Source organism: Streptomyces avidinii (genome assembly GCF_045161815.1).
GTDB lineage: Bacteria > Actinomycetota > Actinomycetes > Streptomycetales > Streptomycetaceae > Streptomyces > Streptomyces avidinii.
Genome location: NZ_CP108863.1, coordinates 4,691,057 through 4,713,227 on the forward strand (window position 1 = coordinate 4,691,057; position 22,171 = coordinate 4,713,227).

Annotated in this window: 25 protein-coding genes and 3 tRNA genes; 14 read left to right on the top strand and 14 right to left on the bottom strand. The window is 71.8% G+C overall.

Features of this window, described 5'->3' with window-relative positions; translation table 11 throughout:
* Positions 1 to 15: 15 nt before the first annotated feature.
* The gene (locus OG373_RS20935) at positions 16 to 441 is read right to left on the bottom strand and encodes an SSI family serine proteinase inhibitor (protein ID WP_397736272.1); all 426 of its coding nucleotides are present in this window, start codon (positions 439 to 441) and stop codon (positions 16 to 18) included.
* 187 nt (positions 442 to 628) lie between these two features.
* On the opposite strand from OG373_RS20935, the gene OG373_RS20940 reads away from it, so the two are divergent.
* The 3 genes from OG373_RS20940 (at position 629) to OG373_RS20950 (ending at position 1,570) form a co-directional block, all read left to right on the top strand.
* Positions 629 to 719, top strand: a tRNA-Ser gene (locus OG373_RS20940).
* A gap of 218 nt (positions 720 to 937) precedes the next feature.
* Positions 938 to 1,010, top strand: a tRNA-Arg gene (locus OG373_RS20945).
* A gap of 194 nt (positions 1,011 to 1,204) precedes the next feature.
* The gene (locus tag OG373_RS20950) at positions 1,205 to 1,570 is read left to right on the top strand and encodes a PH domain-containing protein (RefSeq protein WP_030384022.1); all 366 of its coding nucleotides are present in this window, start codon (positions 1,205 to 1,207) and stop codon (positions 1,568 to 1,570) included.
* An 18-nt stretch (positions 1,571 to 1,588) separates the two neighbouring features.
* On the opposite strand, the gene OG373_RS20955 is transcribed toward OG373_RS20950, so the two are convergent.
* A complete protein-coding gene (locus tag OG373_RS20955; RefSeq protein ID WP_405439643.1) occupies positions 1,589 to 2,503 on the bottom strand; it encodes an SMP-30/gluconolactonase/LRE family protein in 915 nt (304 codons plus the stop codon).
* Between the two features lie 107 nt (positions 2,504 to 2,610).
* Between OG373_RS20955 and OG373_RS20960 the strand changes: the two genes are divergently transcribed.
* The 9 genes from OG373_RS20960 to OG373_RS21000 all read left to right on the top strand — a co-directional run bounded on the left by OG373_RS20960 (position 2,611) and on the right by OG373_RS21000 (position 12,024).
* Complete coding sequence (locus tag OG373_RS20960) at positions 2,611 to 3,045, top strand: Lrp/AsnC family transcriptional regulator (RefSeq protein ID WP_405439644.1); 435 nt, start codon at positions 2,611 to 2,613, stop codon at positions 3,043 to 3,045.
* Positions 3,042 to 3,935 carry a DUF2797 domain-containing protein gene (locus tag OG373_RS20965; protein ID WP_405439645.1) on the top strand — a complete coding sequence of 298 codons (894 nt, stop codon included), beginning with the start codon at positions 3,042 to 3,044 and terminating at the stop codon, positions 3,933 to 3,935. Before OG373_RS20960 ends, OG373_RS20965 begins: the two co-directional genes overlap by 4 nt.
* Positions 3,936 to 4,050: 115 nt before the next feature.
* The gene (locus OG373_RS20970) at positions 4,051 to 4,389 is read left to right on the top strand and encodes an antibiotic biosynthesis monooxygenase family protein (RefSeq protein WP_405439646.1); all 339 of its coding nucleotides are present in this window, start codon (positions 4,051 to 4,053) and stop codon (positions 4,387 to 4,389) included.
* Positions 4,373 to 5,254: an amidohydrolase family protein gene (locus OG373_RS20975; RefSeq protein ID WP_405439647.1), complete on the top strand. Its 882-nt coding sequence runs from the start codon at positions 4,373 to 4,375 to the stop codon at positions 5,252 to 5,254. The genes OG373_RS20970 and OG373_RS20975 overlap by 17 nt, the downstream gene beginning before the upstream one ends.
* Before the next feature lie 157 nt (positions 5,255 to 5,411).
* The gene (locus OG373_RS20980) at positions 5,412 to 6,179 is read left to right on the top strand and encodes a response regulator transcription factor (protein ID WP_281064106.1); all 768 of its coding nucleotides are present in this window, start codon (positions 5,412 to 5,414) and stop codon (positions 6,177 to 6,179) included.
* A complete protein-coding gene (locus OG373_RS20985) occupies positions 6,179 to 7,717 on the top strand; it encodes a sensor histidine kinase (protein ID WP_405439649.1) in 1,539 nt (512 codons plus the stop codon). Before OG373_RS20980 ends, OG373_RS20985 begins: the two co-directional genes overlap by 1 nt.
* 25 nt (positions 7,718 to 7,742) lie before the next feature.
* Positions 7,743 to 9,011, top strand: a complete 1,269-nt coding sequence (locus OG373_RS20990; protein ID WP_405439650.1) for a glycosyltransferase — start codon at positions 7,743 to 7,745, stop codon at positions 9,009 to 9,011.
* Positions 9,008 to 11,188, top strand: a complete 2,181-nt coding sequence (locus OG373_RS20995) for a glycosyltransferase family 39 protein (RefSeq protein WP_405439652.1) — start codon at positions 9,008 to 9,010, stop codon at positions 11,186 to 11,188. Before OG373_RS20990 ends, OG373_RS20995 begins: the two co-directional genes overlap by 4 nt.
* 122 nt (positions 11,189 to 11,310) lie before the next feature.
* Positions 11,311 to 12,024, top strand: a complete 714-nt coding sequence (locus tag OG373_RS21000; RefSeq protein WP_405439654.1) for a TetR/AcrR family transcriptional regulator — start codon at positions 11,311 to 11,313, stop codon at positions 12,022 to 12,024.
* On the opposite strand, the gene OG373_RS21005 is transcribed toward OG373_RS21000, so the two are convergent.
* A complete protein-coding gene (locus OG373_RS21005; protein WP_405439656.1) occupies positions 12,014 to 13,639 on the bottom strand; it encodes an MDR family MFS transporter in 1,626 nt (541 codons plus the stop codon). The genes OG373_RS21000 and OG373_RS21005 overlap by 11 nt on opposite strands.
* A gap of 14 nt (positions 13,640 to 13,653) precedes the next feature.
* A complete protein-coding gene (locus tag OG373_RS21010; protein ID WP_405444137.1) occupies positions 13,654 to 14,046 on the bottom strand; it encodes a MarR family winged helix-turn-helix transcriptional regulator in 393 nt (130 codons plus the stop codon).
* Between the two features lie 211 nt (positions 14,047 to 14,257).
* On the opposite strand from OG373_RS21010, the gene OG373_RS21015 reads away from it, so the two are divergent.
* The gene (locus OG373_RS21015) at positions 14,258 to 14,503 is read left to right on the top strand and encodes a hypothetical protein (RefSeq protein WP_405439657.1); all 246 of its coding nucleotides are present in this window, start codon (positions 14,258 to 14,260) and stop codon (positions 14,501 to 14,503) included.
* 33 nt (positions 14,504 to 14,536) lie between these two features.
* Here OG373_RS21015 and OG373_RS21020 read toward each other — a convergent pair whose 3' ends face one another.
* The 10 genes from OG373_RS21020 to OG373_RS21065 all read right to left on the bottom strand — a co-directional run bounded on the left by OG373_RS21020 (position 14,537) and on the right by OG373_RS21065 (position 21,326).
* Positions 14,537 to 15,328: a hypothetical protein gene (locus OG373_RS21020; RefSeq protein WP_405439658.1), complete on the bottom strand. Its 792-nt coding sequence runs from the start codon at positions 15,326 to 15,328 to the stop codon at positions 14,537 to 14,539.
* A 50-nt stretch (positions 15,329 to 15,378) separates the two neighbouring features.
* Positions 15,379 to 16,230: an RNA polymerase sigma factor SigF gene (locus tag OG373_RS21025; RefSeq protein WP_405439659.1), complete on the bottom strand. Its 852-nt coding sequence runs from the start codon at positions 16,228 to 16,230 to the stop codon at positions 15,379 to 15,381.
* Between the two features lie 230 nt (positions 16,231 to 16,460).
* Complete coding sequence (locus OG373_RS21030; RefSeq protein WP_397736242.1) at positions 16,461 to 17,315, bottom strand: RNA polymerase sigma factor SigF; 855 nt, start codon at positions 17,313 to 17,315, stop codon at positions 16,461 to 16,463.
* A 255-nt stretch (positions 17,316 to 17,570) separates the two neighbouring features.
* Entirely contained in the window at positions 17,571 to 17,732 is a 162-nt protein-coding gene (locus OG373_RS21035) for a hypothetical protein (RefSeq protein ID WP_184791566.1), read from the bottom strand.
* Positions 17,733 to 18,112: 380 nt separating this feature from the next.
* The gene (locus OG373_RS21040; protein ID WP_397736240.1) at positions 18,113 to 18,436 is read right to left on the bottom strand and encodes a hypothetical protein; all 324 of its coding nucleotides are present in this window, start codon (positions 18,434 to 18,436) and stop codon (positions 18,113 to 18,115) included.
* A 75-nt stretch (positions 18,437 to 18,511) separates the two neighbouring features.
* Positions 18,512 to 18,596: transfer RNA gene (locus OG373_RS21045), tRNA-Ser, on the bottom strand.
* Positions 18,597 to 18,708: 112 nt separating this feature from the next.
* Positions 18,709 to 19,137, bottom strand: a complete 429-nt coding sequence (gene tadA, locus OG373_RS21050) for a tRNA adenosine(34) deaminase TadA (protein WP_405444138.1) — start codon at positions 19,135 to 19,137, stop codon at positions 18,709 to 18,711.
* A 50-nt stretch (positions 19,138 to 19,187) separates the two neighbouring features.
* Positions 19,188 to 19,736: a hypothetical protein gene (locus OG373_RS21055; RefSeq protein ID WP_405439660.1), complete on the bottom strand. Its 549-nt coding sequence runs from the start codon at positions 19,734 to 19,736 to the stop codon at positions 19,188 to 19,190.
* 376 nt (positions 19,737 to 20,112) lie between these two features.
* Positions 20,113 to 20,292 (bottom strand): hypothetical protein, encoded by a 180-nt coding sequence (locus tag OG373_RS21060; RefSeq protein WP_030384042.1) that lies wholly within the window; start codon positions 20,290 to 20,292, stop codon positions 20,113 to 20,115.
* Between the two features lie 83 nt (positions 20,293 to 20,375).
* Positions 20,376 to 21,326 (bottom strand): universal stress protein, encoded by a 951-nt coding sequence (locus tag OG373_RS21065; RefSeq protein WP_397736235.1) that lies wholly within the window; start codon positions 21,324 to 21,326, stop codon positions 20,376 to 20,378.
* A gap of 164 nt (positions 21,327 to 21,490) precedes the next feature.
* Here OG373_RS21065 and upp point away from each other — a divergent pair, with 164 nt between their 5' ends.
* Positions 21,491 to 22,126, top strand: coding sequence for a uracil phosphoribosyltransferase (upp, locus tag OG373_RS21070; RefSeq protein WP_030010426.1), 636 nt, complete (start codon positions 21,491 to 21,493; stop codon positions 22,124 to 22,126).
* Positions 22,127 to 22,171 lie beyond the last annotated feature (45 nt).

Sequence of the window (22,171 nt, forward strand, 5' to 3'; positions counted from 1 at the left end):
GCGCATCCTCCCAGGTCAGGAACGCCCACTCGGAAGCAGAGGTTCCATCTTGTCCCACCGGCTGATTTCGCATCCGTCGGTCCGCCGAAAGGTGGCGTCCACTCTGTGGCCGTGCCAGGTTCCGGTGATCCGGGCGGTGGCGGGGCCCCCGTGCTGGGCGGTGCAGATCTGCCGCTGGGAGACGGGGGCGAACGGGTCCTTCCCCTCCCTGGCGAACTGATCCAGCCGGGCGCAGGCCCCCTCCGCCTGGGGGTGATCGCCACCGACGGGGTCGCATTCGAGCCGGTACTCCCGGTCCAACTGACGGTTCCCGGTGTCGGCCATGGCGATGGTGAGGCGGTCGGGTGTCGCCAGCAGCCGGCCCAGCGGCAGCGGGGGCAGCGGCCCGGCCGCCGCGGCGGCGAGGGCGGAGGTGACGGCGAAGGCGGCGAGACGCAGCATGGGGCACTCCAGGTCGTCCGTACGTCGTACGCCTGCCCAACGACGAGGGCCCTGCCGACGTTGCGCGCCACGGCCGCTTTAAGGCTTTGCCCTCGGCCCGTCCCGCCTAGTACCGTGGGAGCGGATTGGTGAGGGGCCCTGCGCCTGTGTCATCATCTGCACGCACCTTCGTACGCGAGGGTGTGCTGGAGGCGTCGCCTAGTCCGGTCTATGGCGCCGCACTGCTAATGCGGTTTGGGTCTTACCACCCATCGAGGGTTCAAATCCCTCCGCCTCCGCACCTCATCGAAGCCCCGGTCCTGACGGACCGGGGCTTCGATGCGTTCCGGGGCAATCCGGTCGGCCACAACCTCTGCGCGAGCTCATGCGGACGATCTTCGTCCGGCCCGTTTTCGCAGGTCAGCGGTGGTTTGGGTAATGGATTTCGCGTCCCGGCGAGGTCCATGTATTGTTGTTCTCGCAAGGCCAACGGGGCGCAAAACCCCGAGAAGCCCAAGCACTCGTAGCTTAACGGATAGAGCATCTGACTACGGATCAGAAGGTTGCAGGTTCGAATCCTGCCGAGTGCACAGCAGGACAGAGGCCCAGGACGAAAGTCCGGGGCCTCTGTCGTATGCCTCGATGCTTCCCGTCTCCTCCTTGATGGGGACGGGGTCCCCCGGAGGATGTCAGGGGTGGGATGGCTCTGGCGGGGGACGCCGACCACGGGCCGGCCTCGGTACGGTTTCCGAAGATCGTTCGAAGTCGGAAAACGGGGGCACTCATGGGACTGTTCGGGAACGCGCACACCGTCGACCCCGTGTCGGCGCAGCGGGACTACGCGCGGCTGCTGGGGCAGGGGGAGCAGGTGCACGCTGCCTACCTGCTGATCCGGGACACGATCCTGTTCACGGACCGGCGGCTCGTGCTCGTCGACAAGCAGGGGCTCACGGGGAAGAAGGTGGAGTACCACTCCATCCCGTACCGGAGCATCACGCACTTCTCCGTCGAGACCGCCGGGCACTTCGATCTCGACGCCGAGCTCAAGATCTGGATATCCGGCAGCTCGACGCCGATCGAGAAGACCTTCACCAAGGGTGTCGACATCTACGAGGTGCAGGCGATCCTGACGCAGTTCGTCGCTCGGTAGTCCGGCGGGGCCGCCGGGCTACCGAAGGACGCGGGGGAGGCCGGTCACCGACATCACCAGGGAGTAGAGCGAGGTGGTGGCGGTGATGAAGAGGCGGTTGTTCTTGGCGCCGCCGAAGGCGATGTTCGAGACCGGTTCGGGTACGCGGAGGCGTCCGATGAGGGTGCCGTCCGCCGCGTAGCACCGGACACCGTCCTCCATCGCGGCTGCCCACAGCCGGCCCTCGTCGTCGAAGCGGATGTTGTCGACCCTTGGGCAGGTGGTGAAGACCCGGTCGTGGGTCAGGGCGCCGTCGTCGGTGACCTTGAAGGCGCGGATGTGGCCGGCCCGGGTGTCCGCGGCGTACAGCTCGCTCTCGTCGGGGGAGAAGACGAGGCCGTTGGGGCCGAGGAAGCCGTCGGCGACCATTCGGACCTCGCCGGTGGAGGGGTCGGCGCGGTAGAGGTTGCACGCGCCGATCTCGCCGGCCGCGCGGTGGCCCTCGTAGTCGCTGGTGATGCCGAAGTCCGGGTCGGAGAACCAGACGGAGCCGTCCGAGCGGACCACCGCGTCGTTCGGGCTGTTGAGCCGCTTGCCGTCGAAGCGGTCGGCGATGACGGTGAGGCTGCCGTCCGGTTCGGTGCGGGTGACGCGCCGGTTGCCCTGCTCACAGGTGATCAGGCGGCCTTCGCGGTCCAAGGTGTTGCCGTTGGAGTGGCCGGCCGGGGAGCGGAAGACGGAGACGGCGCCGGTCGCCTCGTCCCAGCGCAGCATCCGGTCGTTGGGGATGTCGCTCCACACCAGCTGCCGCCAGGCGGGCAGGTAGAGCGGGCCCTCCGCCCAGCGGCAGTCGTCGTGGAGCCGCTCCAGCCGGGCGTCGCCGTTGGTGCAGCGGCCGGTCCGGAAGCGCTCGTCCAGAATCTCGTACAAGGTGAGGTCGGCTATGGCAGACATGATTCCCCCTGGAAGAGTCTCACCGAATTATGTTCGGTCTGATGGTGAGATTGCAGGATCAGGTACCGTCTTCGCAAGGGTCGACAGGCCCATGAGAGGAAGATTGCGTGGACGACATCGACCGTGCGCTCGTCCTGCGCCTGCAGCAGGACGCCGGCCAGTCGTACGCCGCCCTGGGCGCGGCCGTCGGACTCTCGGCGGGGGCGACCCACGAGCGCGTACGCAAACTGCGCGAGCGCGGGGTGATCCGGCGGACCACCGTCGACGTCGACCCGGCCGCCGTGGGCAGCGGAGTGCTCGCCTACGTGATGGTCGACTCCAACGCGTGGATGGGCGAGTCCGGTGCCGACTTCGCGGCGATCCCCGAGATCCAGGAGGCGCACATCATCGCGGGCAGCGCGTCCGTGCTGGTCAAGGTGCGCACGGCGTCGACCGAGCAGCTGCAGGACGTCCTGCGCCGCCTCTACGCCATCAACGGCGTCAGCGGTACGCACGCCACCGTCGTCCTGGACACCTTCTTCGAGCGGCCGCTCCCGCTGTGACGTGGTGGTGCACCGGGATCCGGTGGAAGGACGGCCGCCCCGCCATCGGGTGGTACGGGGACGGGCGCGGCGAGCGGGTGAGCGAGCTCGTGTACGGGCAGCGGATCGCCTTCGCCGCACGCGGGGAGCGGCACTGCCTCGGGGTGTGGCGGGCCGGGAAGCGGACGCCCTGCCCCACCGCGGAGACCGTGCCGGGCCGCACCGGGAACGCGCAGTGCCCCGAATGCGCCCGCCTCGACCGGTCGTTCTCCGTGGCGGCCGACACCAATGCCGCCGATCCGCGGACCTACCGGGTCTACCTGGCCTGGTTCGGGCCCGGCATGGTCAAGGTGGGGATCACCGCCGAGGAGCGCGGTCCGGCCCGGCTGCTGGAGCAGGGGGCGGTGGCATGGGCCTGGCTCGGGCGGGGGCCGCTGATGGCCACCCGGCGCACCGAGGAACTGCTGCGGGCGGCGCTCGGGGTGCCCGACCGCATCGCGTACACCCGCAAGCGCGCCGCACGGGCGCACCTGCCGGGCGCTGCCGACCGGGCCCGGGAGGTCACCGAGCTGCACGCACGGGCGGCGGCGCTGCCCGGGTGGCCGGAGTCGCTGGAGCGGGTGGACTGCGAAGTAGCCGACCACGCCGAGGCGTTCGGGCTGGCCGCCCTGACCGGTCCGCCCGGGCCGGAGCGGGTGCTCACCGAGATGGTGCCCGGTGGGTCCGTCGTGGGCCGGCTGGTGGGTGCGGCCGGTCCCGACCTGCACCTTGCGGACGGGCTCGTGGTGGACACCCGGCTGCTGGCCGGCTGGGAACTCGCCGCCCCGGGGGAGGAGGCGGTGACCGCGGTACCGACGGCGCAGATCCCGCCCGCCGCCGGGGCTCCCGCCGCACAGGACGGGCTGTTCTGACCGCCGTGGACCGCGGCGCGGCCTGCGGCGGTCATGGTCAAAACTTGGATCCCTTTGGCCTTCCGGAGCCGTTTGTGGTGGACATGCCGGGGGCCCGCCGCCGAGGGTGTTCGACATGACCACTCAGCCGGTACCGGCCTTCGAACCCCCTTATGTCATGGCTGTTTTCAGCAATACCCGCTCCGCCGACGACAGCGGATACCCCGAGACCCTCGCGCGGATGAACGAGATCGTCAGGGCGAATCCCGGCTTCCTCGGGTACGAGTCCGCGCGTACCCCCGGCGGCCTCGGCATCACCGTCGCCTACTTCCGCGACCACGAGTCCCTCACCGTGTGGCGGGAGGACCTGGAGCACCGCGCGGCGATGAAGCAGGGCCGCGCCGACTGGTACGAGAGCTACACCCTGCACGTCGCGACCGTCGAGCGGAGCCACGGCTTTGTCCGCAACGGCTGAGGCGGTCCGCGCCTTCCGGGAGAGGCTCGGACTGCCCGGACTGGTCGACGTCCACACGCACTTCATGCCCGAGCGGGTTCTGGACAAGGTCTGGGACTACTTCGACGCGGTCGGCCCGCTGACCGGCGTCGCGTGGCCCATCACCTACCGGCACGAGGAGGAGCAGCGCGTCGCGCTGCTGCGGGAGTTCGGCGTCCGCGCCTTCACCGCCATGCTCTACCCGCACAAACCGGCGATGGCCGCGTGGCTCAACGCCTGGTCGGCCGATTTTGCCGCCCGCACCCCCGACTGCCTGCACACCGCGACCTTCTTCCCGGAGGAGGGCGTGACTCCGTACGTCAGGCGCGCGATCGACTCCGGGGCCCGGATCTTCAAGGCGCACCTCCAGGTCGGTGGCTACGACCCGAACGACGAGCGGCTCGACCCCGTCTGGGGGCTGCTCGCCGAGGCCGGCATCCCGGTCGTGGTCCACTGCGGATCCGGTCCCGTCCCGGGCAAGTGCACCGGGCCCGATCCGGTCGCCCGCCTGCTGGCCCGCCATCCGAGGCTGCCCCTGGTCATCGCCCACATGGGCATGCCCGAGTACGCCGACTTCCTCGACCTCGCCGAACGGTACGCGGAGGTCCGCCTGGACACCACGATGGCCTTCACCGACTTCTCCGAGCAGTTCAGCGGTTTCCCGCCCGGTGACCTCGGACGGCTCGCGGACCTCGGCGACCGGATCCTGCTCGGTACGGACTTCCCGAACATCCCCTACCCCTACGAGCACCAGCTCGCCGCCCTCGAACGGCTCGGCCTCGGTGACGACTGGCTGCGCGCGGTCTGCCACGACAACGGCGCCCGGCTGTTCCGCCTCGACGGCTGACCGTCGGCCCCGGCCCCGGCCCCGACCCCGGCTGCCCCGGCCCCGGCTGCCCCCGCCCCGGCCGCCCGCGCCCGGCCCCGTGACCGCTTTTCCTTTCTCAGGAAATTCACAGGTAGGCGCAAGAACGCTCTCAGAGGCACAGGCCAGCGTGGTCGGTATGACTGCGACGACCACCTCCCATGCGTCCACGTCCACCAACCACCCCGCGGCCCTGGTGCGGCCCGACGGCGGACCCTGCCGGGTCCTCGTCGTCGACGACGAGGCCTCGCTCTCCGAGCTGCTGTCCATGGCCCTGCGCTACGAGGGCTGCGAGGTCCGCAGCGCCGGCGACGGGGCCGGAGCGGTGCGGGCGGCGCGGGAGTTCCGGCCGGACGTGGTCGTCCTCGACATCATGCTTCCCGACATGGACGGCCTGGCCGTACTGGGGCGGCTGCGCCGGGAGATCCCGCAGGTCCCCGTGCTGTTCCTGACCGCCAAGGACTCGCTGGAGGACCGGATCGCGGGTCTCACCGCGGGCGGCGACGACTACGTCACCAAGCCCTTCAGCCTGGAGGAGGTCGTCGCCCGACTGCGCGGCCTGGTCCGGCGCTCCGGCGCGGCACAGGCCGCGCGCGGCGGCTCGGTGCTGGCCGTCGGCGACCTGCGGCTGGACGAGGACAGCCACGAGGTGGTGCGGGGCACCCGGGAGGTCCACCTGACCGCCACCGAGTTCGAGCTGCTGCGCTACCTGATGCGCAATCCGCGGCGCGTGCTGAGCAAGGCGCAGATCCTGGACCGGGTGTGGTCCTACGATTTCGGCGGCCAGGCCAATGTGGTCGAGCTCTACATCTCCTACCTGCGCAGGAAGCTGGAGAGCGGTATCGGCATGCCGCCGATGATCCACACCCGGCGCGGCGCCGGATACCTGATCAAGCCGGCCGAGTAGTGGCCCTGCGCACGAAACGGCGTCCGCGCGGCCGCCGGCCCTGGTCGCTGCGCACCCGGCTCGTCGTCTCGGCGGTGGCACTGATCGCCGTGGTGGGCGCGGCCATCGGGACCGTCACCACCTTCGCCCTGCGCTCGTACCTGGTCACCGAGCTCGACGAGCAACTGGAGACCTCCGTCAGGATGGCCGCCCGGGCGCCCGGCGGGAAGCCGGCCCGGGAGAACAGCGCCGGCTTCGTCATGGCTCCCGGCAGCCCGCTGGACGCCGCCGGGATCCGGCTCGATCCTGCCGGGACCGTCCTGGCGACGGCCCGCAACGCCCGCGCCGACGGCTGGTCGGCCGACCCGCCGCCGCCGCTGACCGAGGCCCAGGGCAAGGTCCTCGCCCAGGCCGCCCGCAAAGCCGGGCAGGGCAAGTCCGAGCCCGTGGACGCCGAGCTTCCGGGCCTCGGCAGCTACCGGGTGCTGATCGCCCCCGACGGGAGCCTCGCCCTCGGTTTTCCGTTGAGCGACGTCGATTCCACCGTGCGCACCCTGGTCGGAGTGGAGCTCTGCGTCACCCTGGCCGGGCTGATCGCGGCCTCCCTCGCCGGGCAGGCCCTGGTCGGGGTCGCCCTGCGCCCGCTGCGCCGGGTGGCCGCCACCGCCACCCGGGTCTCCGAACTCCCCCTCCACAAGGGCGAGCCCGCCCTCCACGAGCGGGTCCCGGATGCCGAGGCCGACCCCCGCACCGAAGTGGGCCAGGTCGGCGCGGCCCTCAACCGGATGCTGGGCCATGTCTCCTCCGCCCTCACCGCCCGCCAGCAGAGCGAGATGCGGGTCCGGCAGTTCGTCGCCGACGCCAGCCACGAGCTGCGCACCCCGCTGGCTTCCATCCGCGGCTACGCCGAACTGACCCGCCGCGGACGCGAGGAGCCGGGCCCCGACACCCGGCATGCCCTGGGCCGGATCGAGTCCGAGGCCACCCGGATGACCGGCCTGGTCGAGGATCTGCTGCTGCTGGCCCGGCTCGACGCGGGCCGCCCGCTGTCCACCGCCGATGCCGACACCGACCTGGCCCCGCTCGTGGTCGACGCGGTCAGCGACGCCCGCGCCGCCGGCCCCGAGCACCACTGGCGCCTGCACCTGCCCGACGAGCCGGCCCCGGTACGGGCCGATCCGGCGCGGATCCAGCAGGTCCTGGTCAACCTGCTCGCCAACGCCCGTACGCACACCCCGCCGGGCACCACCGTCACCGCCCGTGTTTCACGTGAAACATCCGCCGTCCGGCTGCGCATCGAGGACGACGGGCCCGGCATCGCGCCCGACCTGCTCCCCCGCGTCTTCGAACGCTTCGCCCGCGGCGACGCCTCGCGCTCCCGCGGCGCGGGCTCCACCGGACTCGGACTGGCGATCGTCCAGGCCGTGGTCACCGCGCACGGCGGGCGGGTCGACGTGCGGAGCGAGCCCGGACGGACCTGCTTCGAGGTGCTGCTGCCGCACGCGCGGGCGGACCGCACCGACTCACAGGCAGGGCACAGGCTCAGCACACAGCGGTGACAGGGCCCCCCGCGAGTGTCGGACCATGCGAACCGACACCTCTCCCGGGGCCCTTCCGGCCCGAGCGCCCCTCGCGCCCGTGCCCGGCGAGCCCGTCCTCGACGTGGTGATCCCTGTGTTCAACGAGGAGAAGGACCTCGGCCCGTGCGTCCGCAGACTGCACGAGCACCTCACCCGGACCTTCCCCTACCCGTTCCGGATCACGGTCGCCGACAACGCGAGCACCGACCGCACCCCCGAGGTCGCGCAGGGGCTCGCCGCCGCACTGGACGGCGTACGCAGCACCCGGCTGGAGGAGAAGGGGCGGGGCAGGGCCCTGCGCACGGTGTGGTCCGGTTCCGAGGCCCCCGTCCTCGCGTACATGGACGTGGACCTCTCCACCGATCTCAACGCCCTGCTGCCGCTGGTCGCACCACTGATCTCCGGCCACTCCGACCTTGCCATCGGCACCCGCCTGGCCCGGTCCTCGCGGGTGGTGCGCGGAGCCAAGCGGGAGTTCATCTCCCGCGCCTACAACCTCCTCCTGCGGTCCTCCCTCGCCGCCCGGTTCAGCGACGCGCAGTGCGGATTCAAGGCGATCCGGCGCGAGGTGGCCGAACGGCTGCTGCCGCTGGTGGAGGACACCGGCTGGTTCTTCGACACCGAACTGCTCGTCCTCGCGGAGCGCGCGGGGCTGCGGATCCACGAGGTTCCGGTGGACTGGGTCGACGACCCCGATTCCACCGTCCACATCGTCCGTACCGCCACCGAGGACCTCAAGGGCGTGTGGCGCGTGGGCCGGGCACTCGCGGTCGGCGCGCTCCCGCTGGACCGGCTCGCCCGCCCCTTCGGCGACGATCCGCGCGACCGCGCCGCACTGCCCGGGGTCGAGGGCGGGCTGGCCCGCCAGCTGCTCGGTTTCTGCGCCGTCGGAGCGCTGTCCACCGTGCTCTACCTGCTTCTGTACTCGGCATTCCGCGCCGGGACCGGCCCGCAGTTCGCCAATGGCTCCGCGCTGCTGCTCTCCGCGATCGCCAACACCGCCGCCAACCGCCGGCTCACCTTCGGGGTGCGCGGCCGGGACCGGGCCGTGCGCCACCAGGCCCAGGGGCTCGTGGTGTTCGGCATCGGTCTGGCCCTCACCAGCGGTTCGCTCGCCGCGCTCGCAGCGGCCACCGCCGATCCTGCCCACGGCACCGAACTGGCCGTGCTGATCACCGCCAACCTCGCCGCCACCGTGCTGCGCTTCCTGCTCTTCCGCGCCTGGGTCTTCCCCGAGCCGCGCGACACTCCCGCGAAGGACGACATTCGATGACCACCGCAGCACCCTCGCTCTTCCCGGTTCCCGAGGCCCGCGCCGGTACCGGCCGCCGCACGGTCGACCGTCCCCGGTGGGAACTCCCCTCCCTCGCCGGCCTGCTGATCGCCACCGCCGCCCTGCTCCTGTGGGACCTGGGCTCCTCCGGCTACGCCAACTCCTTCTACTCCGCCGCCGTACAGGCGGGCAGCGAGAGCTGGAAGGCCTTCTTCTTCGGGTCCTCCGACGCCGGGAACTCCATCACCGTCGACAAGCCCCCGGCGGCCCTGTGGCCGATGATGCTGTCCGTCCGGCTCTTCGGGCTCGGCGCCTGGCAGATCCTCGTCCCGCAGGCCCTGATGGGCGTCGCCACCACCGCAGTGCTGTACGCCGCCGTGCGCCGCCAGTTCGGTCCCGGGGCTGCGCTGCTGAGCGGTGCCGCGTTCGCACTGACGCCCGTCGCCGCGTTGATGTTCCGCTTCAACAACCCCGACGCGCTGCTGACCCTGCTGCTGACCGTCACCGTGTACTGCGTACTGCGCGCCCTCGACGGGGCCCGCACCAAGTGGCTGGTCTGGGCCGGGGTCGCGGTCGGCTTCGCCTTCCTCACCAAGACCCTGCAGGCCTTCGTCATCCTGCCGCCGCTGGCCCTGCTGTACGCCGTCTGCGCACCCACCCCGCTGCGCAGGAGGCTCGGTCAGCTGCTGCTGGCGGGCCTCGCGATGGTGGTGGCCGGCGGCTGGTGGGTCGCGGTCGTGGAGCTGTGGCCGGCCTCCTCCCGCCCGTACATCGGCGGCTCGCAGAACAACTCCTTCCTGGAGCTGACCCTCGGCTACAACGGCCTCGGCCGGATCAACGGCAACGAGACCGGAAGCGTCGGCGGCGGCGGCCGCGGGGGCGGCGGAGGCGGAGGCTGGGGCGAGACCGGCATCGACCGGCTCTTCTCGGGCAACATCGGCGGGCAGATCGCCTGGCTGCTGCCGGCGGCCCTGGTGCTGCTGGTGGCCGGTCTGGTGGTCACCTGGCGGGCCCGCCGGGCCACCGACTCGCTGGACGGCATGGCCCGGGCCGCGTTCCTGGCCTGGGGCGGTTCGCTGCTGATCACCGCGGTCGTCTTCAGCTACATGCAGGGCATCTTCCACGAGTACTACACCGTGGCGCTGGCGCCGTTCGTGGCGGCGCTGATCGGCATGGGGGCCACCGTGCTCTGGGAGGAGCGGGGCGGCAAGGCCGCCGCGATCACCCTGTCCGGCACGCTCGCCCTGACGGCGGTCTGGTCGTTCGTACTGCTCGGCCGCGCCACCGGCTATCTGCCGTGGCTGCGCTGGGCGGTCCTGGTGGGCGGGCTGCTCGCGGCGGCCGCGCTGCCGTTCGCCGCGCGGGCCGGGCGCCGGATGCTCCAAGCCACCGCGGCGCTGGGAGTGGCGGCGGCGCTGGCCGGGCCGTTCGCGTACTGCCTGACCACGGTGAGCACCGCGCACACCGGCTCCATCGTGACCGCGGGTCCGGCGGTGGCGGGCGGCCGGGGTGGCCCGGGCGGGATGACGGGCGGGCCCGGCGGGCCCGGCGAAATGCTCCAGGGCGGCCCGGGCGGCCCCGGCGGGGCGCAGCAGGACGGCGGCGGCCGACCGGGCGCCGGGCAGCAGGGCGGCACCCCGCCGCAGGGTGCCGCACCGCAGGGCCAGGGCGGCCGGGCCGGGATGCCGCAGGGCCAGGGCGGTCAGGGCGGTGCGGCCGCAGGACGCGGCGCCGAGCGGTTCGGCGGCGGCCAGGGAGGTCAAGGCGGTCCGGGCGGGCTGCTGAACGGCGCCCGGGTGAGCGCCGAGGCCAGGACGGCACTCACCACCGACGCCGACGAGTACACCTGGGCGGCTGCCGCGATCGGCTCCCAGAACGCGGCGAGCTACCAGCTGGCCTCCGGGGCGCCCGTCATGCCGATCGGCGGCTTCAACGGCAGCGATCCCTCGCCGACCCTGGAGCAGTTCCAGAAGTACGTGCGGGACGGGAAGATCCACTGGTTCATCGGCCAGAGCACCACCGCCGGCGGCGCCGAGGGCGGCATGCCCGGGGGCGGCGGCCGGGGCGGTCCCGGCGGTGGGAGCAGCACCGACATCGAGACCTGGGTCAAGGCCACCTTCAAGGCGACCACGGTCGGCGGAGCCACCTTCTACGACCTGACGGCTTCGACGGCCTGATCCGGCCTCATGGCGCCGGACCCCGCCCGCTGATCCGGACCGATCGGCAGGACAACCCCTAGCATCAAGAGGGCGGACCGGGCATTCCGGGCTGATCCACCTGTCGTGAGGAGGGTGCCTGCATGGTGAGCGCGGCCGATCCCGGAGAGACCCGGACCAGTGTGTGGTTGGCCGCCAGGCCCGCCGCACCCGCCAGACGCCGCAGCGAGGCACCCTCCGGGCTGGACCGGGACCGGATCACCGCCGCCACCGTGCGGCTGCTCGATGCCGACGGGCTGGCCCGGTTCTCGATGCGGCGGCTCGCCGCCGGGCTCGGGGTGACCGCGATGTCCCTGTACTGGTATGTGGACACCAAGCAGGATCTGCTCGAACTCGCCCTCGACCGCGCGCTCGGCGAGCTGAGGCTGCCGACCGCGGTCGCGGAGGGGGCTGCGGAGGGTGGCGGGGCGGGCTGGCCGGGCCGGTTGCAGACGCTTGCCCGGAGCTACCGGCGGGTGCTGGCGGACCACCCGTGGGTGGCTCCGCTCACCGCCGCGTACCCGAACATCGGCCCGCACGCGCGGGCCTTCGACGCCGCCCTCCAGCGGCTGTTGGACGCCACCGGCCTGGTGGGCGCCGCACGGACCGGCGCCCACCTGGCCGTCTCGCAGTTCCTGCACGGCTGCGGCGGGACGGTCCGGCGGGCGCCGGAGGGCGACTTCTGCCTCGCGCTCGACGTCCTGATCGCGGGCATCGAGGCAAAGGCACCGGCCGGGCAAGCACCGGCCCGCCACGCGCCGACTGCTCAGGCGCCGGCCGCTCAGGCGCCGGCCCGGCAGGCGCCGGCTAGGCCTTGACGACGGCCTCGGCGGGGGCCGCCTCGGTCGAGGCCGCGGCGGGGGCGTCGGCCGCCGGCTTCGACTTCAGGGCGACCTCCTTGATGAACACCACCAGCACCAGTCCGAGCAGCGCGAACGGAGCGGCGTAGAGGAAGACGTCGCCGACGCCGTGCCCGTACGCGGACTCCATGACCTCGCGGAACGGCGCGGGCAGCTTGTCCAGGTCGGGGATCCCGCCCCCGGCGGTGCCGCCGTGGCCCAGGGCCGCGGCCTTCGGCCCGAGGGCGGCGAGGCCCTCCTGGACGTAGTGGGTGACCCGGTTGGCCATGACCGCGCCCAGCGCGGAGACGCCCATCGCGCCACCGAGGGAGCGGAAGAAGGTGACGACCGAGCTGGCCGCTCCCAGGTCCTCGGGGGCCACCTGGTTCTGGGTGGCGAGGACCAGGTTCTGCATCATCATGCCGAGACCGAGGCCGGTCACCGCCATGTAGATCGCGATGTGCCAGTAGGGGGTGTCGTAGCGGAGGGTGCCGAGCAGACCCAGGCCGGCCGTCAGCAGAACGCCGCCGGAGACGAGCCAGGCCTTCCACTTGCCGGTCTTGGTGATCACCTGACCGGAAAGGGTGGAGGAGACGAAGAGGCCGGCGATCATCGGAATCGTGAGGATTCCGGACATCGTCGGGGACTCACCGCGGGCCAACTGGAAGAACTGGCTGAAAAACACGGTGCCCGAGAACATCGCGATGCCCACGAACAGGGAGGCCGCCGAGGCCAGGCTGATGGTCTTGTTGCGGAACAGCCGCAGCGGGATGATCGGGTCGCTCGCGCGGGACTCGACCAGGATGAAGAGCAGGCCGAGCACGAGCGCGCCGCCCGTCATCGCCCAGGTCTGCCAGGAGATCCACTCGTAGGAGTCGCCCGCCTGCGTGACCCAGATCAGCAGCAGCGAGACGGCGCCGCTGATCAGGAAGGCGCCCAGCCAGTCGACCTTGACGTCGCGGCGCACGACCGGGAGGTGCAGGGTGCGCTGGAGCACGATCAGGGCGATGATCGCGAACGGCACACCGACGTAGAAGCACCAGCGCCAGCCCAGCCACTCGGTGTCGGTGATGACACCGCCCAGCAGCGGGCCGCCCACGGTGGCGACGGCGAAGACCGCACCGAGGTAGCCGCTGTACCGGCCGCGCTCGCGCGGGGAGATCATCGCGGCCATCACGATCTGCGCCAGGGCCGACAGGCCGCCGACGCCGATGCCCTGGACCACGCGGCAGGCGATCAGGGTGCCGGTGTTCTGGGACATGCCCGCGACCACGGAGCCGAGGACGTAGATCACGAGAGATATCTGGACCAGCAGCTTCTTGCTGAAGAGGTCGGACAGCTTGCCCCACAGCGGGGTGGCCGCCGTCATCGACAGCAGGGCGGCGGTGACCACCCAGGTGTACGAGGACTGGGTGCCGCCGAGGTCGCTGATGATCTGGGGCAGGGCGTTCGAGACGATCGTGGACGAGAGGATCGCCACGAACATGCCGAGCATCAGCCCGGACAGCGCCTTCATGATCTGGGGGTGGGTCATGGTCACGGAGGTGTCCATGGACGCGGGTGGGGTGTCGGTTGTCGTCTCCGACTGGGCCATGTCTTTCCTTACCTCTAGAAGCTCGATCGGAGTCGGGCCAGCAGGGTGTTGAGTGCGTCGATGTCCTGGGGGGACCAGCCGTGGAGGGCTCTTTCCAGCGAGGCCGTGTGGCGGGCGCCGAGCTCGGTGAGGAGCGCCCGTCCGGCCGGGGTGAGCCGCAGGATCCGGCAGCGTCCGTCGACCGGGTCGATCTCCCGCTCGATCCAGCCGCGGTCGGCGATGTGCGTGACGTGCCGGCTGGTCACCGAGATGTCGACCGCCATGAACTCGGACAGCCGGCTCAGGCGCATCTCCCCGTGCCGGTCGAGCACGGTCAGGACGACGGCCGCGCCGGGCGGGCAGTCCGGGGGCAGGTTCCGGGCGAGCTCGCGCTTGACCGCGCCGATCCCGGTGAGCTGGCGGGCCAGCTCCGCATACGGAGTGCCGGGAGCGTCCGAGGAGGTGGTCGTGACGGCCGAGGTGGCCGGAGTGCGCTCGGTCGTGGGTGCGGTCTGCACGGTCACCGGGTTCCCCCATCTTGTTGCTTGAGGCAACCATAGAAGCGATTGGTTGCTACAGGCAAATGAATCCGGGGGTGGGGCGGTAAAGGAATCGGAAAACCGGCTAGGGTCCTGCTCCATGGCTGACAACCACAACTCACAGGTCCCTGAGGGCAACTACGACCCCGCGGGCAGCACGCAGATGTTCCGGGCCTTCGTCGATGAGGCCGCGCCGGCTCGCCAGGCGGGTCCCGGATCCCGTCAGCAGCGCCGCGCCGAGCAGCAGCAGGGGCGGTCCGGGTCCTCGAATCCGGCCGTGAAGGTGGGGCTGGTCCTCGCCCTCGTGCTCGTCATCGGAGTGGTCGCCTGGGTGGCCCTGCGCTGACGATCTCCGGCCCGGCCCGGCGCCGCGGGCGGCTCAGCTCCAGGTGGCGGTGACCTTCCGGGTGTCCACGTGCATGCCCAGCGGCACCCGCCAGGACTCCACGCACACCGTGTAGGTCTGCGTCTTCGAGGTCCCGCCCGCCAGGGGTGCCGGCAGGGGCTGGCTCGTGGTGATCGTGGCCCAGTCGACCCCGAGCGCGCCGATGATGTGCGTCGCGAAGCTGACCGTGCCGGAACGGGCCGCGGTGGTCCCGGTGTTGGTGAAGGTCACGGTGACCCGCTCGCACCAGCGGTCGGCCGCGGCCGCGCGGACCGGCGCGGACAGCGTCAGTCGGGCCGGCGTGGACGCCGGCGTGCCCGGCGCGGTCGTGCCCGGAGGGGTCGGCCCGGTGGGCGGGCTCGTCGGGGTGCCCGGCAGGGTCGGCCCGGTGGGCGGCGTCGGCGTGCCCGGAGTGCCGGGGAACGGTGGGGTGCTGCCCGGCCCGGTGGGGGTGCCGGGGGCGTTCCCGGAGCCGCCGGGGGCGGTGGTCGTGGCTCCGCCCGGGGCGTCGCCCGGGATCCCGGATCCCGCGGGACCGGACGTCGTATCGGAGGACTCCGCGGACGCGGAGGATCCGCCCGCCGTGTCCGGGCCGCCGAGCTGCTGGAACTCCACCTGACCCCGTGGTGCCACGTTCTCCCCCGCGCCCCGTTCGGGGCCCGGGGCCGCGGCGCCCACGGCGGCGTAGCCGTCCCGCGCCGGGCCGCCGCAGCCGGTGAGGCCGGCGGCGGCCGTGCAGCACAGGGCGATGAGGGTGGTGGCGGCCGCTCGCGATCCCTTTCGCATCGCGCCAGTTTTCCTGACGCATCGTCAATTGGGAAGCGCGAGGCGCCGGATCACTCCCCGATGAGGCCCACGCGCAGTTGCGCCAGGGTGCGGGTCAGCAGCCGGGAGACGTGCATCTGGGAGATGCCGACCTCCTCGCCGATCTGCGACTGCGTCATGTTCGCGAAGAACCGGAGCATGATGATCTGCCGTTCCCGGGGCGGGAGTTTGGCGAGCAGCGGCTTCAGGGACTCGCGGTACTCGACGCCCTCCAGCGCGGTGTCCTCGTAGCCGAGGCGGTCCGCGAGGGAGCCCTCGCCGCCTTCGTCCTCGGGGGAGGGCGAGTCGAGCGAGGAGGCGGTGTAGGCGTTGCCGACGGCGAGACCGTCGACCACGTCCTCCTCCGAGACCCCGAGCACGGCGGCGAGCTCCGGCACGGTCGGCGAGCGGTCCAGTTTCTGGGCGAGCTCGTCGCTGGCCTTGGTCAGCGCCAGGCGCAGCTCCTGGAGCCGCCGCGGGACGCGGACGGACCAGGAGGTGTCCCGAAAGAATCGTTTGATCTCGCCCACGACGGTCGGCATCGCGAACGTCGGGAACTCGACGCCGCGTTCGCAGTCGAAGCGGTCGATCGCCTTGATCAGGCCGATGGTGCCGACCTGGACGATGTCCTCCATCGGCTCGTTGCGGCTGCGGAAGCGGGCGGCCGCGTACCGGACGAGAGGCAGGTTCAGCTCGATCAGGGTGTCGCGTACGTACGCCCGTTCGGGGCTGTCCGCATCCAGGGCGGCAAGTCGCTGGAAGAGGGAGCGGGAGAGGGTCCGGGTGTCGATGGCTTCCGAGCGGTCGGGCGCTGCAGGTGCTGTCGGCGCAGGCACGCTCTTGACGAGCGTGAGCACCTTGGAGCTGCCCTGGTCTACGGACATGCCACCCCCTTGAGGTCGCGGACGGTCGCGTACTGCGCGCCCGTCGGAGGAACGCAGCCTCCACCTGAATACCGGAGGCGGGGCTGCGGCAAACGCGGTTCACGCAGAATGTCACATGTCGGCAACGCGCTGTAGCGCCATGTCGACATATATCTCCAGCGACAGAGCAGGTCAGGAGTCGATCAGTCCGATCTGTCGGGAAACGTGTGAATGATCTCCACTCGTTCCGGTTACGCCTCGATCCTGTTTGCGGATCTCAGTCGGGCGAAGCTCCGGGCGAGGAGTCGGGAGACGTGCATCTGGGAGACGCCGAGCTCCACACTGATCTGCGACTGCGTCAGATTGTTGTAGTACCGCAGGAGCAGGATCCTTTGCTCACGTTCGGGCAGCTGTACGAGCAGGTGGCGGACGAGGTCGCGGTGCTCGACCCCGGCCAGCTCCGGGTCCTCGTAGCCGAGGCGGTCCAGCAGCCCGGGCATGCCGTCGCCCTCCTGGGCGGCCTCCAGGGAGGTCGCGTGGTAGCTGCGCCCGGCCTCGATGCAGGACAGCACCTCGTCCTCGGTGATCCGCAGCCGCTCGGCGATCTCGGCGGTGGTCGGAGTGCGGCCGTGGAGGGTCGTGAGGTCCTCGGTGGCGGCGTTGACCTGGACCCAGAGCTCGTGGAGGCGGCGCGGTACGTGGACGGTGCGGACGTTGTCGCGGAAGTACCGCTTGATCTCGCCCACGACGGTCGGCATCGCGAAGGTCGGGAACTGCACGCCGCGGTCCGGGTCGAACCGGTCGATGGCGTTGATGAGGCCGATGGTGCCGACCTGGACCACGTCCTCCATCGGCTCGTTGCGGCTGCGGAAGCGGGCGGCCGCGTACCGGACGAGCGGGAGGTTGGCCTCGATCAGGGCCCCGCGCACCCGGCTGTGCTCGCTGGTGCCCGGCTCCAGGCCCTTCAGCTGCCCGAAGAGGACCTGGGTCAGGGCCCGGGTGTCCGCGCCCCTGCTGGGGGGTCTCGGTGCGACCGGGGGCTCCTCGGGCGGCGCCTGTGGGGGTTCCTGGCGGTGTTCCCGCTGGGGCTCCGACTGGGGCGGCACCTGGGGGTCCTGCTGGGGTGGTACTTGAGGCGCAGTACTGGCCGGCACGGTCACGCCACCCCTTCAGTCAACTCTCATCCATCAAAAGCGGTCATAGCATCACAAGAGATGTGCACTGTGTGCAAGCACCGTATATCGCCGTGTTGAAGGCAAGTTGGGCATAGCGGGGCATTATGCCCAATGGTGGGTATACAAAAAGCCCCCCACCCGTCGGAGTGGGGGGCCGGAAGTCCGGGAACCGCTTCAGCGTACGGGTCAGCGCACCAGTTCGGTCATGAACTCGCCGATGCCGGATGCGGCATCCGATATCCCCTGGAAGCCTATTTCCACGATCTCGGCAGCCCTCTTCGGCTGGGTGATGATCACGAAGAGGACGAACACGGTGAGGGCACCCGTGATGAGCTTCTTGGTGTCCACGTGCGGGCGGCCTCCCCAACCGGTCCTTGCAAGTCGGGTGAGTCTAACCGGTCAGGATTGGGCACTCACCTGTCCTTTAAGGACCAATGACCCGGCACGCCGGGTCCTTTGCCGCGGGGCGGGGGGTTGCGGCGGGCGCAGGATGGATGTGAGCCCACCGGTTCTGGCAGGAAACCGGTGGGTGAGGGACTGGGCCTCACTGCGGGGTCCGAGCCGCGAGCTTCCCCCTGACTGCGGCCCGGACCGGCAGGTCCGTCCTCGTCGGGGGAAGTGGCTTTGTCCCCCTGATGCCACTTCCCCCGTCCCGTGCGTCGAAGGTCCCGACCGCCGGTCGGGGCCTTCCTCGCGTTGTCCCTGGTCCGCCGTCGGAGGCCGGGGTGCTACTCCAGGCCGCCGGCGAGATCCGTGAGGGGCTGTACGGGCGCGATGACCGGGGCCAGCTGGTTGGGCAGCTCCATCAGCGCGTTGAGCTGGTTCGCACCGGCGCTGAGCTGCGACCCGATCTCCTGGACGGAAGTGGGCTGGGCCCCGGCCGGCATGCCCGGGGCGGCCGCCGGCAGGTCCGGCAGGGTGAGGGGGGAGATCGGGGCGGCCGAGGCGGCGGGAGCGGCGAGGCCCGCGGCGGCCCCCGCGAGGGCGATGGCGGCGAGCATGCGCTGGGTCTTGGTCATGCCGTGACAACGGCCGAAGGGGCGGGCGGTCACGCGGGTGTCCTCCGGAGAGAGGATCGGAAAACGCCGAGAGCCCCGACCCTTGCGGGGCGGGGCTCTCGATCGAAGCGGTAGTGGAGGGATTTGAACCCCCGATGGGTTGCCCCATACTCGCTTTCGAGGCGAGCTCCTTCGGCCACTCGGACACACTACCGAGATGGATCCTAGCCTAAGGACCCCCATCCGCCGAAATCGGCGTCTCCGGGGCGTCTCCGGAGACGCCGCAGGTGCCGTGCGCAGGGCTTTCACGAACCCGGTCCGGCCGGTCAGAGGTCGCGGAAGAAGTCCTTCAGCTGCTGCGCGCACTCCTGCGCGAGGACACCGCGGACCACCTCCGGGCGGTGATTGAGCCTGCGGTCGCGTACGAGGTCCCACAGCGACCCCGCGGCGCCCGCCTTCTCGTCGTCCGCGCCGAAGACGACCCGGGCGACGCGCGACTGCACGAGCGCGCCCGCGCACATCACGCACGGCTCCAGGGTCACCACGAGGGTGCACCCCGGCAGCCGCCACTCCCCGAGCGCGGCGGCCGCCCGGCGCAGCGCCAGTACCTCCGCGTGGGCCGTGGGGTCGCCGGTCGCCTCGCGTTCGTTGTACCCGGTGGCGAGGATCTTCCCGTCCGGGCCCAGCACGACGGCGCCGACCGGCACATCGCCGGCCGGCACCGCCCGGGCGGCCTCCTGGAGCGCCAGGCGCATGGAGTCCCGCCACGGATCCCGTACGGGATCGTCGGTGTTCGCAGGGAGCACTAGCGGACGGCCTCCAGGACCTCGGTGGCGCCGAGGGAGTCGGCGATCTCCGAGAGGGCGTCCCCGTCGAGGGTCATCAGTTGTTTGTTGGTCACCCCGAGGTCGTCCAGCAGCATCGGGTCACCGAGCGGACCGGCCGGTACCGGCTCCGCGCCGGCCCCGCCCGCCTCGTCCTCGTCGGCGTCCTCGTCCGTGAACGCGGCGACGGCATCCTCCTCGCCGTCCTCGGTGCCGTCGAGGTCCAGGTCGTCGAGTTCGTCGTCCTCCTCGTCGCTGCCCAGCAGCTCTTTGGTCAGCATCGAGCCGTAGGAGCTGCGGGCGGCCGCGGAGGCGTTCGAGACGAAGTACCGCGGGTCCTCCTCGCCGTCCACGCGGACGACGCCGAACCAGGCGTCCTCCTGCTCGATGAGGGCGACCACCGTGTCGTCGTCGACAGCGGCGGACCGGGCGAGATCGATCAGATCACTGAGGGACTCGACGTCGTCGAGTTCCATGTCGCTCGCTTCCCACCCGTCTTCGGTGCGCGCGAGCAGTGCGGCGAAATACACCGTGACTCTCCCACTGGTCTTAGGCGTGCCGGTTGGAGGTCCCCCCGGCCGGAGGATGGGGCAGAACGGCTGTGCTGCTCGCCGCCCGTACCCCGCCCAATCGGCATCGTGGCAGAAACAGCGGCTGAGCGAGAGGTCTTCCGCGCTTGCGTCGTGCCGCGCCGTGTCCCGGCAGGGGGCGTGCGGGGTTGCGGCGCTGGGGCGGCGGGGCCGTATCGAGGGGTGTGGGGCGGGCGGTGCGGCTCGGACGTGTCGCGGCGTGCCGGGGGCCGGAGGCCGCGAGGTGCGCGCCTGCCGGGCCGGATCCGGCCCGCGGGGCCGGAATGCTCCGGGTGGCCGCCGGCGATCGGGGGCGATGGCCGGCCAGACCGGGGCGCTACCAGCGGAAGGTACGCATCCGCATCTGCTGGCGCATACGCGCCGCACGGGCGCGGCGGGGCTGGACGCGATCGCGCAGCTCACGCGCCTCCATCAGGTCGCGCAGGAACTGTGCGCGGCGGGCCCGGCGCTGCGCCGCGGTCTCCGGCGCCTCGTCGTTCGGCTGCGTCTCGGGCATCGGCCACCACCCTGGGCTGGTCGGTCGTCCCCCCTGCACCCACCTTCCCCCGGACGGGCCGTTTGATGCCACCCCGCCGCAGGTCAGGCGTCGTCCTTGAGGGTCGGGACCACGGCGACCGGACCGTGCGCGTGGTGGAGCACGGCGTGGGCCACCGAGCCGATCGACATCGACATCGCGGTGCGCCGCGGGTGGTGCCGGCCCACCACGACCAGCGCCGCCGCGCGGGAGGCGGTGACCAGCCGGCCGGCCGGGTCCCCGGGCACCGCCGCCTGCTCGACCGGGACGTCCGGAAACCGCTCGCGGAAAGGCGCCAGCCGCTCCGTCTGGGACCGCAGCATCTCCCGTTCGGCCGGTACGCCGTCCCCTTCGTCGGCCAGCCCTTCCGGCGGGATCACGGCGAAGGGGCTGTCGATCACCAGGGTCGGCGAGGGCGGGATGGCGTACGCGGAGACCACCTGGACGGTGGTCCCCCGCACGGCCGCTTCCGTGAACGCGAAGGTCAGTACGTCGTCGGCGGTCTCGGCGGCGTGCAGCCCGAGCACCACCCGCCCGGCCGATTCCTCCGCCTCGGCGTCGGCGCCGGCGCTGCGTTCCGCGTGCGGGACCACCACCACCGGGCAGGCGGCCGTGCTCGCCACGGCCCGGCTGCTGGAGCCGAGCAGCAGGCTGGCGAAGCCGCCGCGGCCCCGGGAGCCCATCACCAGCATCCGGGCCTCCGCCCCGATCACCCGCAGTGCTTCGGGCACCGAGCCCTCCAGGGCCTCGTACGTGACCCACTCGGGCAGCCCGGAGCTCCCGCCGCCGCCGAACAGGGACCCGATCCAGTCGCGCACGGGGTCGGCGAACTCCGCGGGCTGCGAGGCGTCGTGCAGCGATGCCCGGCGCCCCGCATACAACTGGGCGTGGTCGGGCAGTACATGGGCGACCAGCAGCCCGCTGCCGTGCCGGAGGGCCTCGGTCCGCGCCCACTCCAGGGCCCTGAGGCTGTGTTCCGATCCGTCGACGGCCGCGATCACCGGTGTGTTGCTCATCAGTCCAGCCTGCTGGGCGTCCGAGCGGGGCGCATCCGCAGGGCCGCGCCGGGCCCGGTCGCCGCTTCGGACGCGAAGGGGCCGCGTCAGCGCGTAGCCTTTTGGGTGCAGGTCGCGTCGTGCGACCGTTTTTGCAGGTCGCAGGCTGAGTTTTGGAGGATGTTGTGCGTTTGCAGGTCGTCGATCACCCCTTGGTGGCGCACAAACTCACCACCCTGCGCGACAAGCGCACCGACTCCGCCACCTTCCGGCGGCTGGCCGACGAGCTGGTGACCCTGCTCGCGTACGAGGCCACCCGGGACGTGCGCACGGAGCAGGCCGACATCGAGACCCCGGTCGCCCCGACCACCGGCGTGAAGCTCTCGCACCCGCGCCCGCTGGTCGTGCCGATCCTGCGGGCCGGCCTCGGCATGCTCGACGGCATGGTCCGGCTGCTGCCGACCGCCGAGGTGGGCTTCCTGGGCATGGTCCGCAACGAGGAGACCCTGGAGGCCTCCACGTACGCGACGCGCATGCCGGAGGACCTCTCGGGACGCCAGGTCTACGTCGTCGACCCGATGCTGGCCACCGGCGGCACGCTGGTCGCGGCGATCCAGGAACTGATCAAGCGCGGCGCCGACGACGTCACGGCCGTGGTGCTGCTGGCCGCGCCCGAGGGCGTCGAGATCATGGAGCGCGAGCTGGCGGGCACGCCGGTGACGGTGGTGACGGCCGCCGTGGACGAGCGGCTCAACGAGCACGGCTACATCGTGCCGGGCCTGGGTGACGCGGGCGACCGCATGTACGGCTCGGCCGAGTAGCAGAGCCGTACGAGCGTTACGGGCCGGGCCGTACGGCGGTTCGGC

Bases quoted from the DNA above. Each gene is read 5' to 3' on its own strand.
- OG373_RS21065 (WP_397736235.1), bottom strand. From the start codon at position 21,326: ATGAGCAACACACCGGTGATCGCGGCCGTCGACGGATCGGAACACAGC.
- tadA (WP_405444138.1), bottom strand. From the start codon at position 19,137: ATGCGCCTGGCGCTCCAGGAGGCCGCCCGGGCGGTGCCGGCCGGCGAT.
- OG373_RS21015 (WP_405439657.1), top strand. From the start codon at position 14,258: ATGGCTGACAACCACAACTCACAGGTCCCTGAGGGCAACTACGACCCC.
- OG373_RS20990 (WP_405439650.1), top strand. From the start codon at position 7,743: ATGCGAACCGACACCTCTCCCGGGGCCCTTCCGGCCCGAGCGCCCCTC.
- OG373_RS21000 (WP_405439654.1), top strand. From the start codon at position 11,311: ATGGTGAGCGCGGCCGATCCCGGAGAGACCCGGACCAGTGTGTGGTTG.
- OG373_RS20950 (WP_030384022.1), top strand. From the start codon at position 1,205: ATGGGACTGTTCGGGAACGCGCACACCGTCGACCCCGTGTCGGCGCAG.
- OG373_RS20980 (WP_281064106.1), top strand. From the start codon at position 5,412: ATGACTGCGACGACCACCTCCCATGCGTCCACGTCCACCAACCACCCC.
- OG373_RS21060 (WP_030384042.1), bottom strand. From the start codon at position 20,292: ATGCCCGAGACGCAGCCGAACGACGAGGCGCCGGAGACCGCGGCGCAG.
- OG373_RS20995 (WP_405439652.1), top strand. From the start codon at position 9,008: ATGACCACCGCAGCACCCTCGCTCTTCCCGGTTCCCGAGGCCCGCGCC.
- OG373_RS20935 (WP_397736272.1), bottom strand. From the start codon at position 441: ATGCTGCGTCTCGCCGCCTTCGCCGTCACCTCCGCCCTCGCCGCCGCG.
- OG373_RS21020 (WP_405439658.1), bottom strand. From the start codon at position 15,328: ATGCGAAAGGGATCGCGAGCGGCCGCCACCACCCTCATCGCCCTGTGC.
- OG373_RS21025 (WP_405439659.1), bottom strand. From the start codon at position 16,230: ATGTCCGTAGACCAGGGCAGCTCCAAGGTGCTCACGCTCGTCAAGAGC.
- OG373_RS21005 (WP_405439656.1), bottom strand. From the start codon at position 13,639: ATGGCCCAGTCGGAGACGACAACCGACACCCCACCCGCGTCCATGGAC.
- OG373_RS20955 (WP_405439643.1), bottom strand. From the start codon at position 2,503: ATGTCTGCCATAGCCGACCTCACCTTGTACGAGATTCTGGACGAGCGC.
- OG373_RS20970 (WP_405439646.1), top strand. From the start codon at position 4,051: ATGACCACTCAGCCGGTACCGGCCTTCGAACCCCCTTATGTCATGGCT.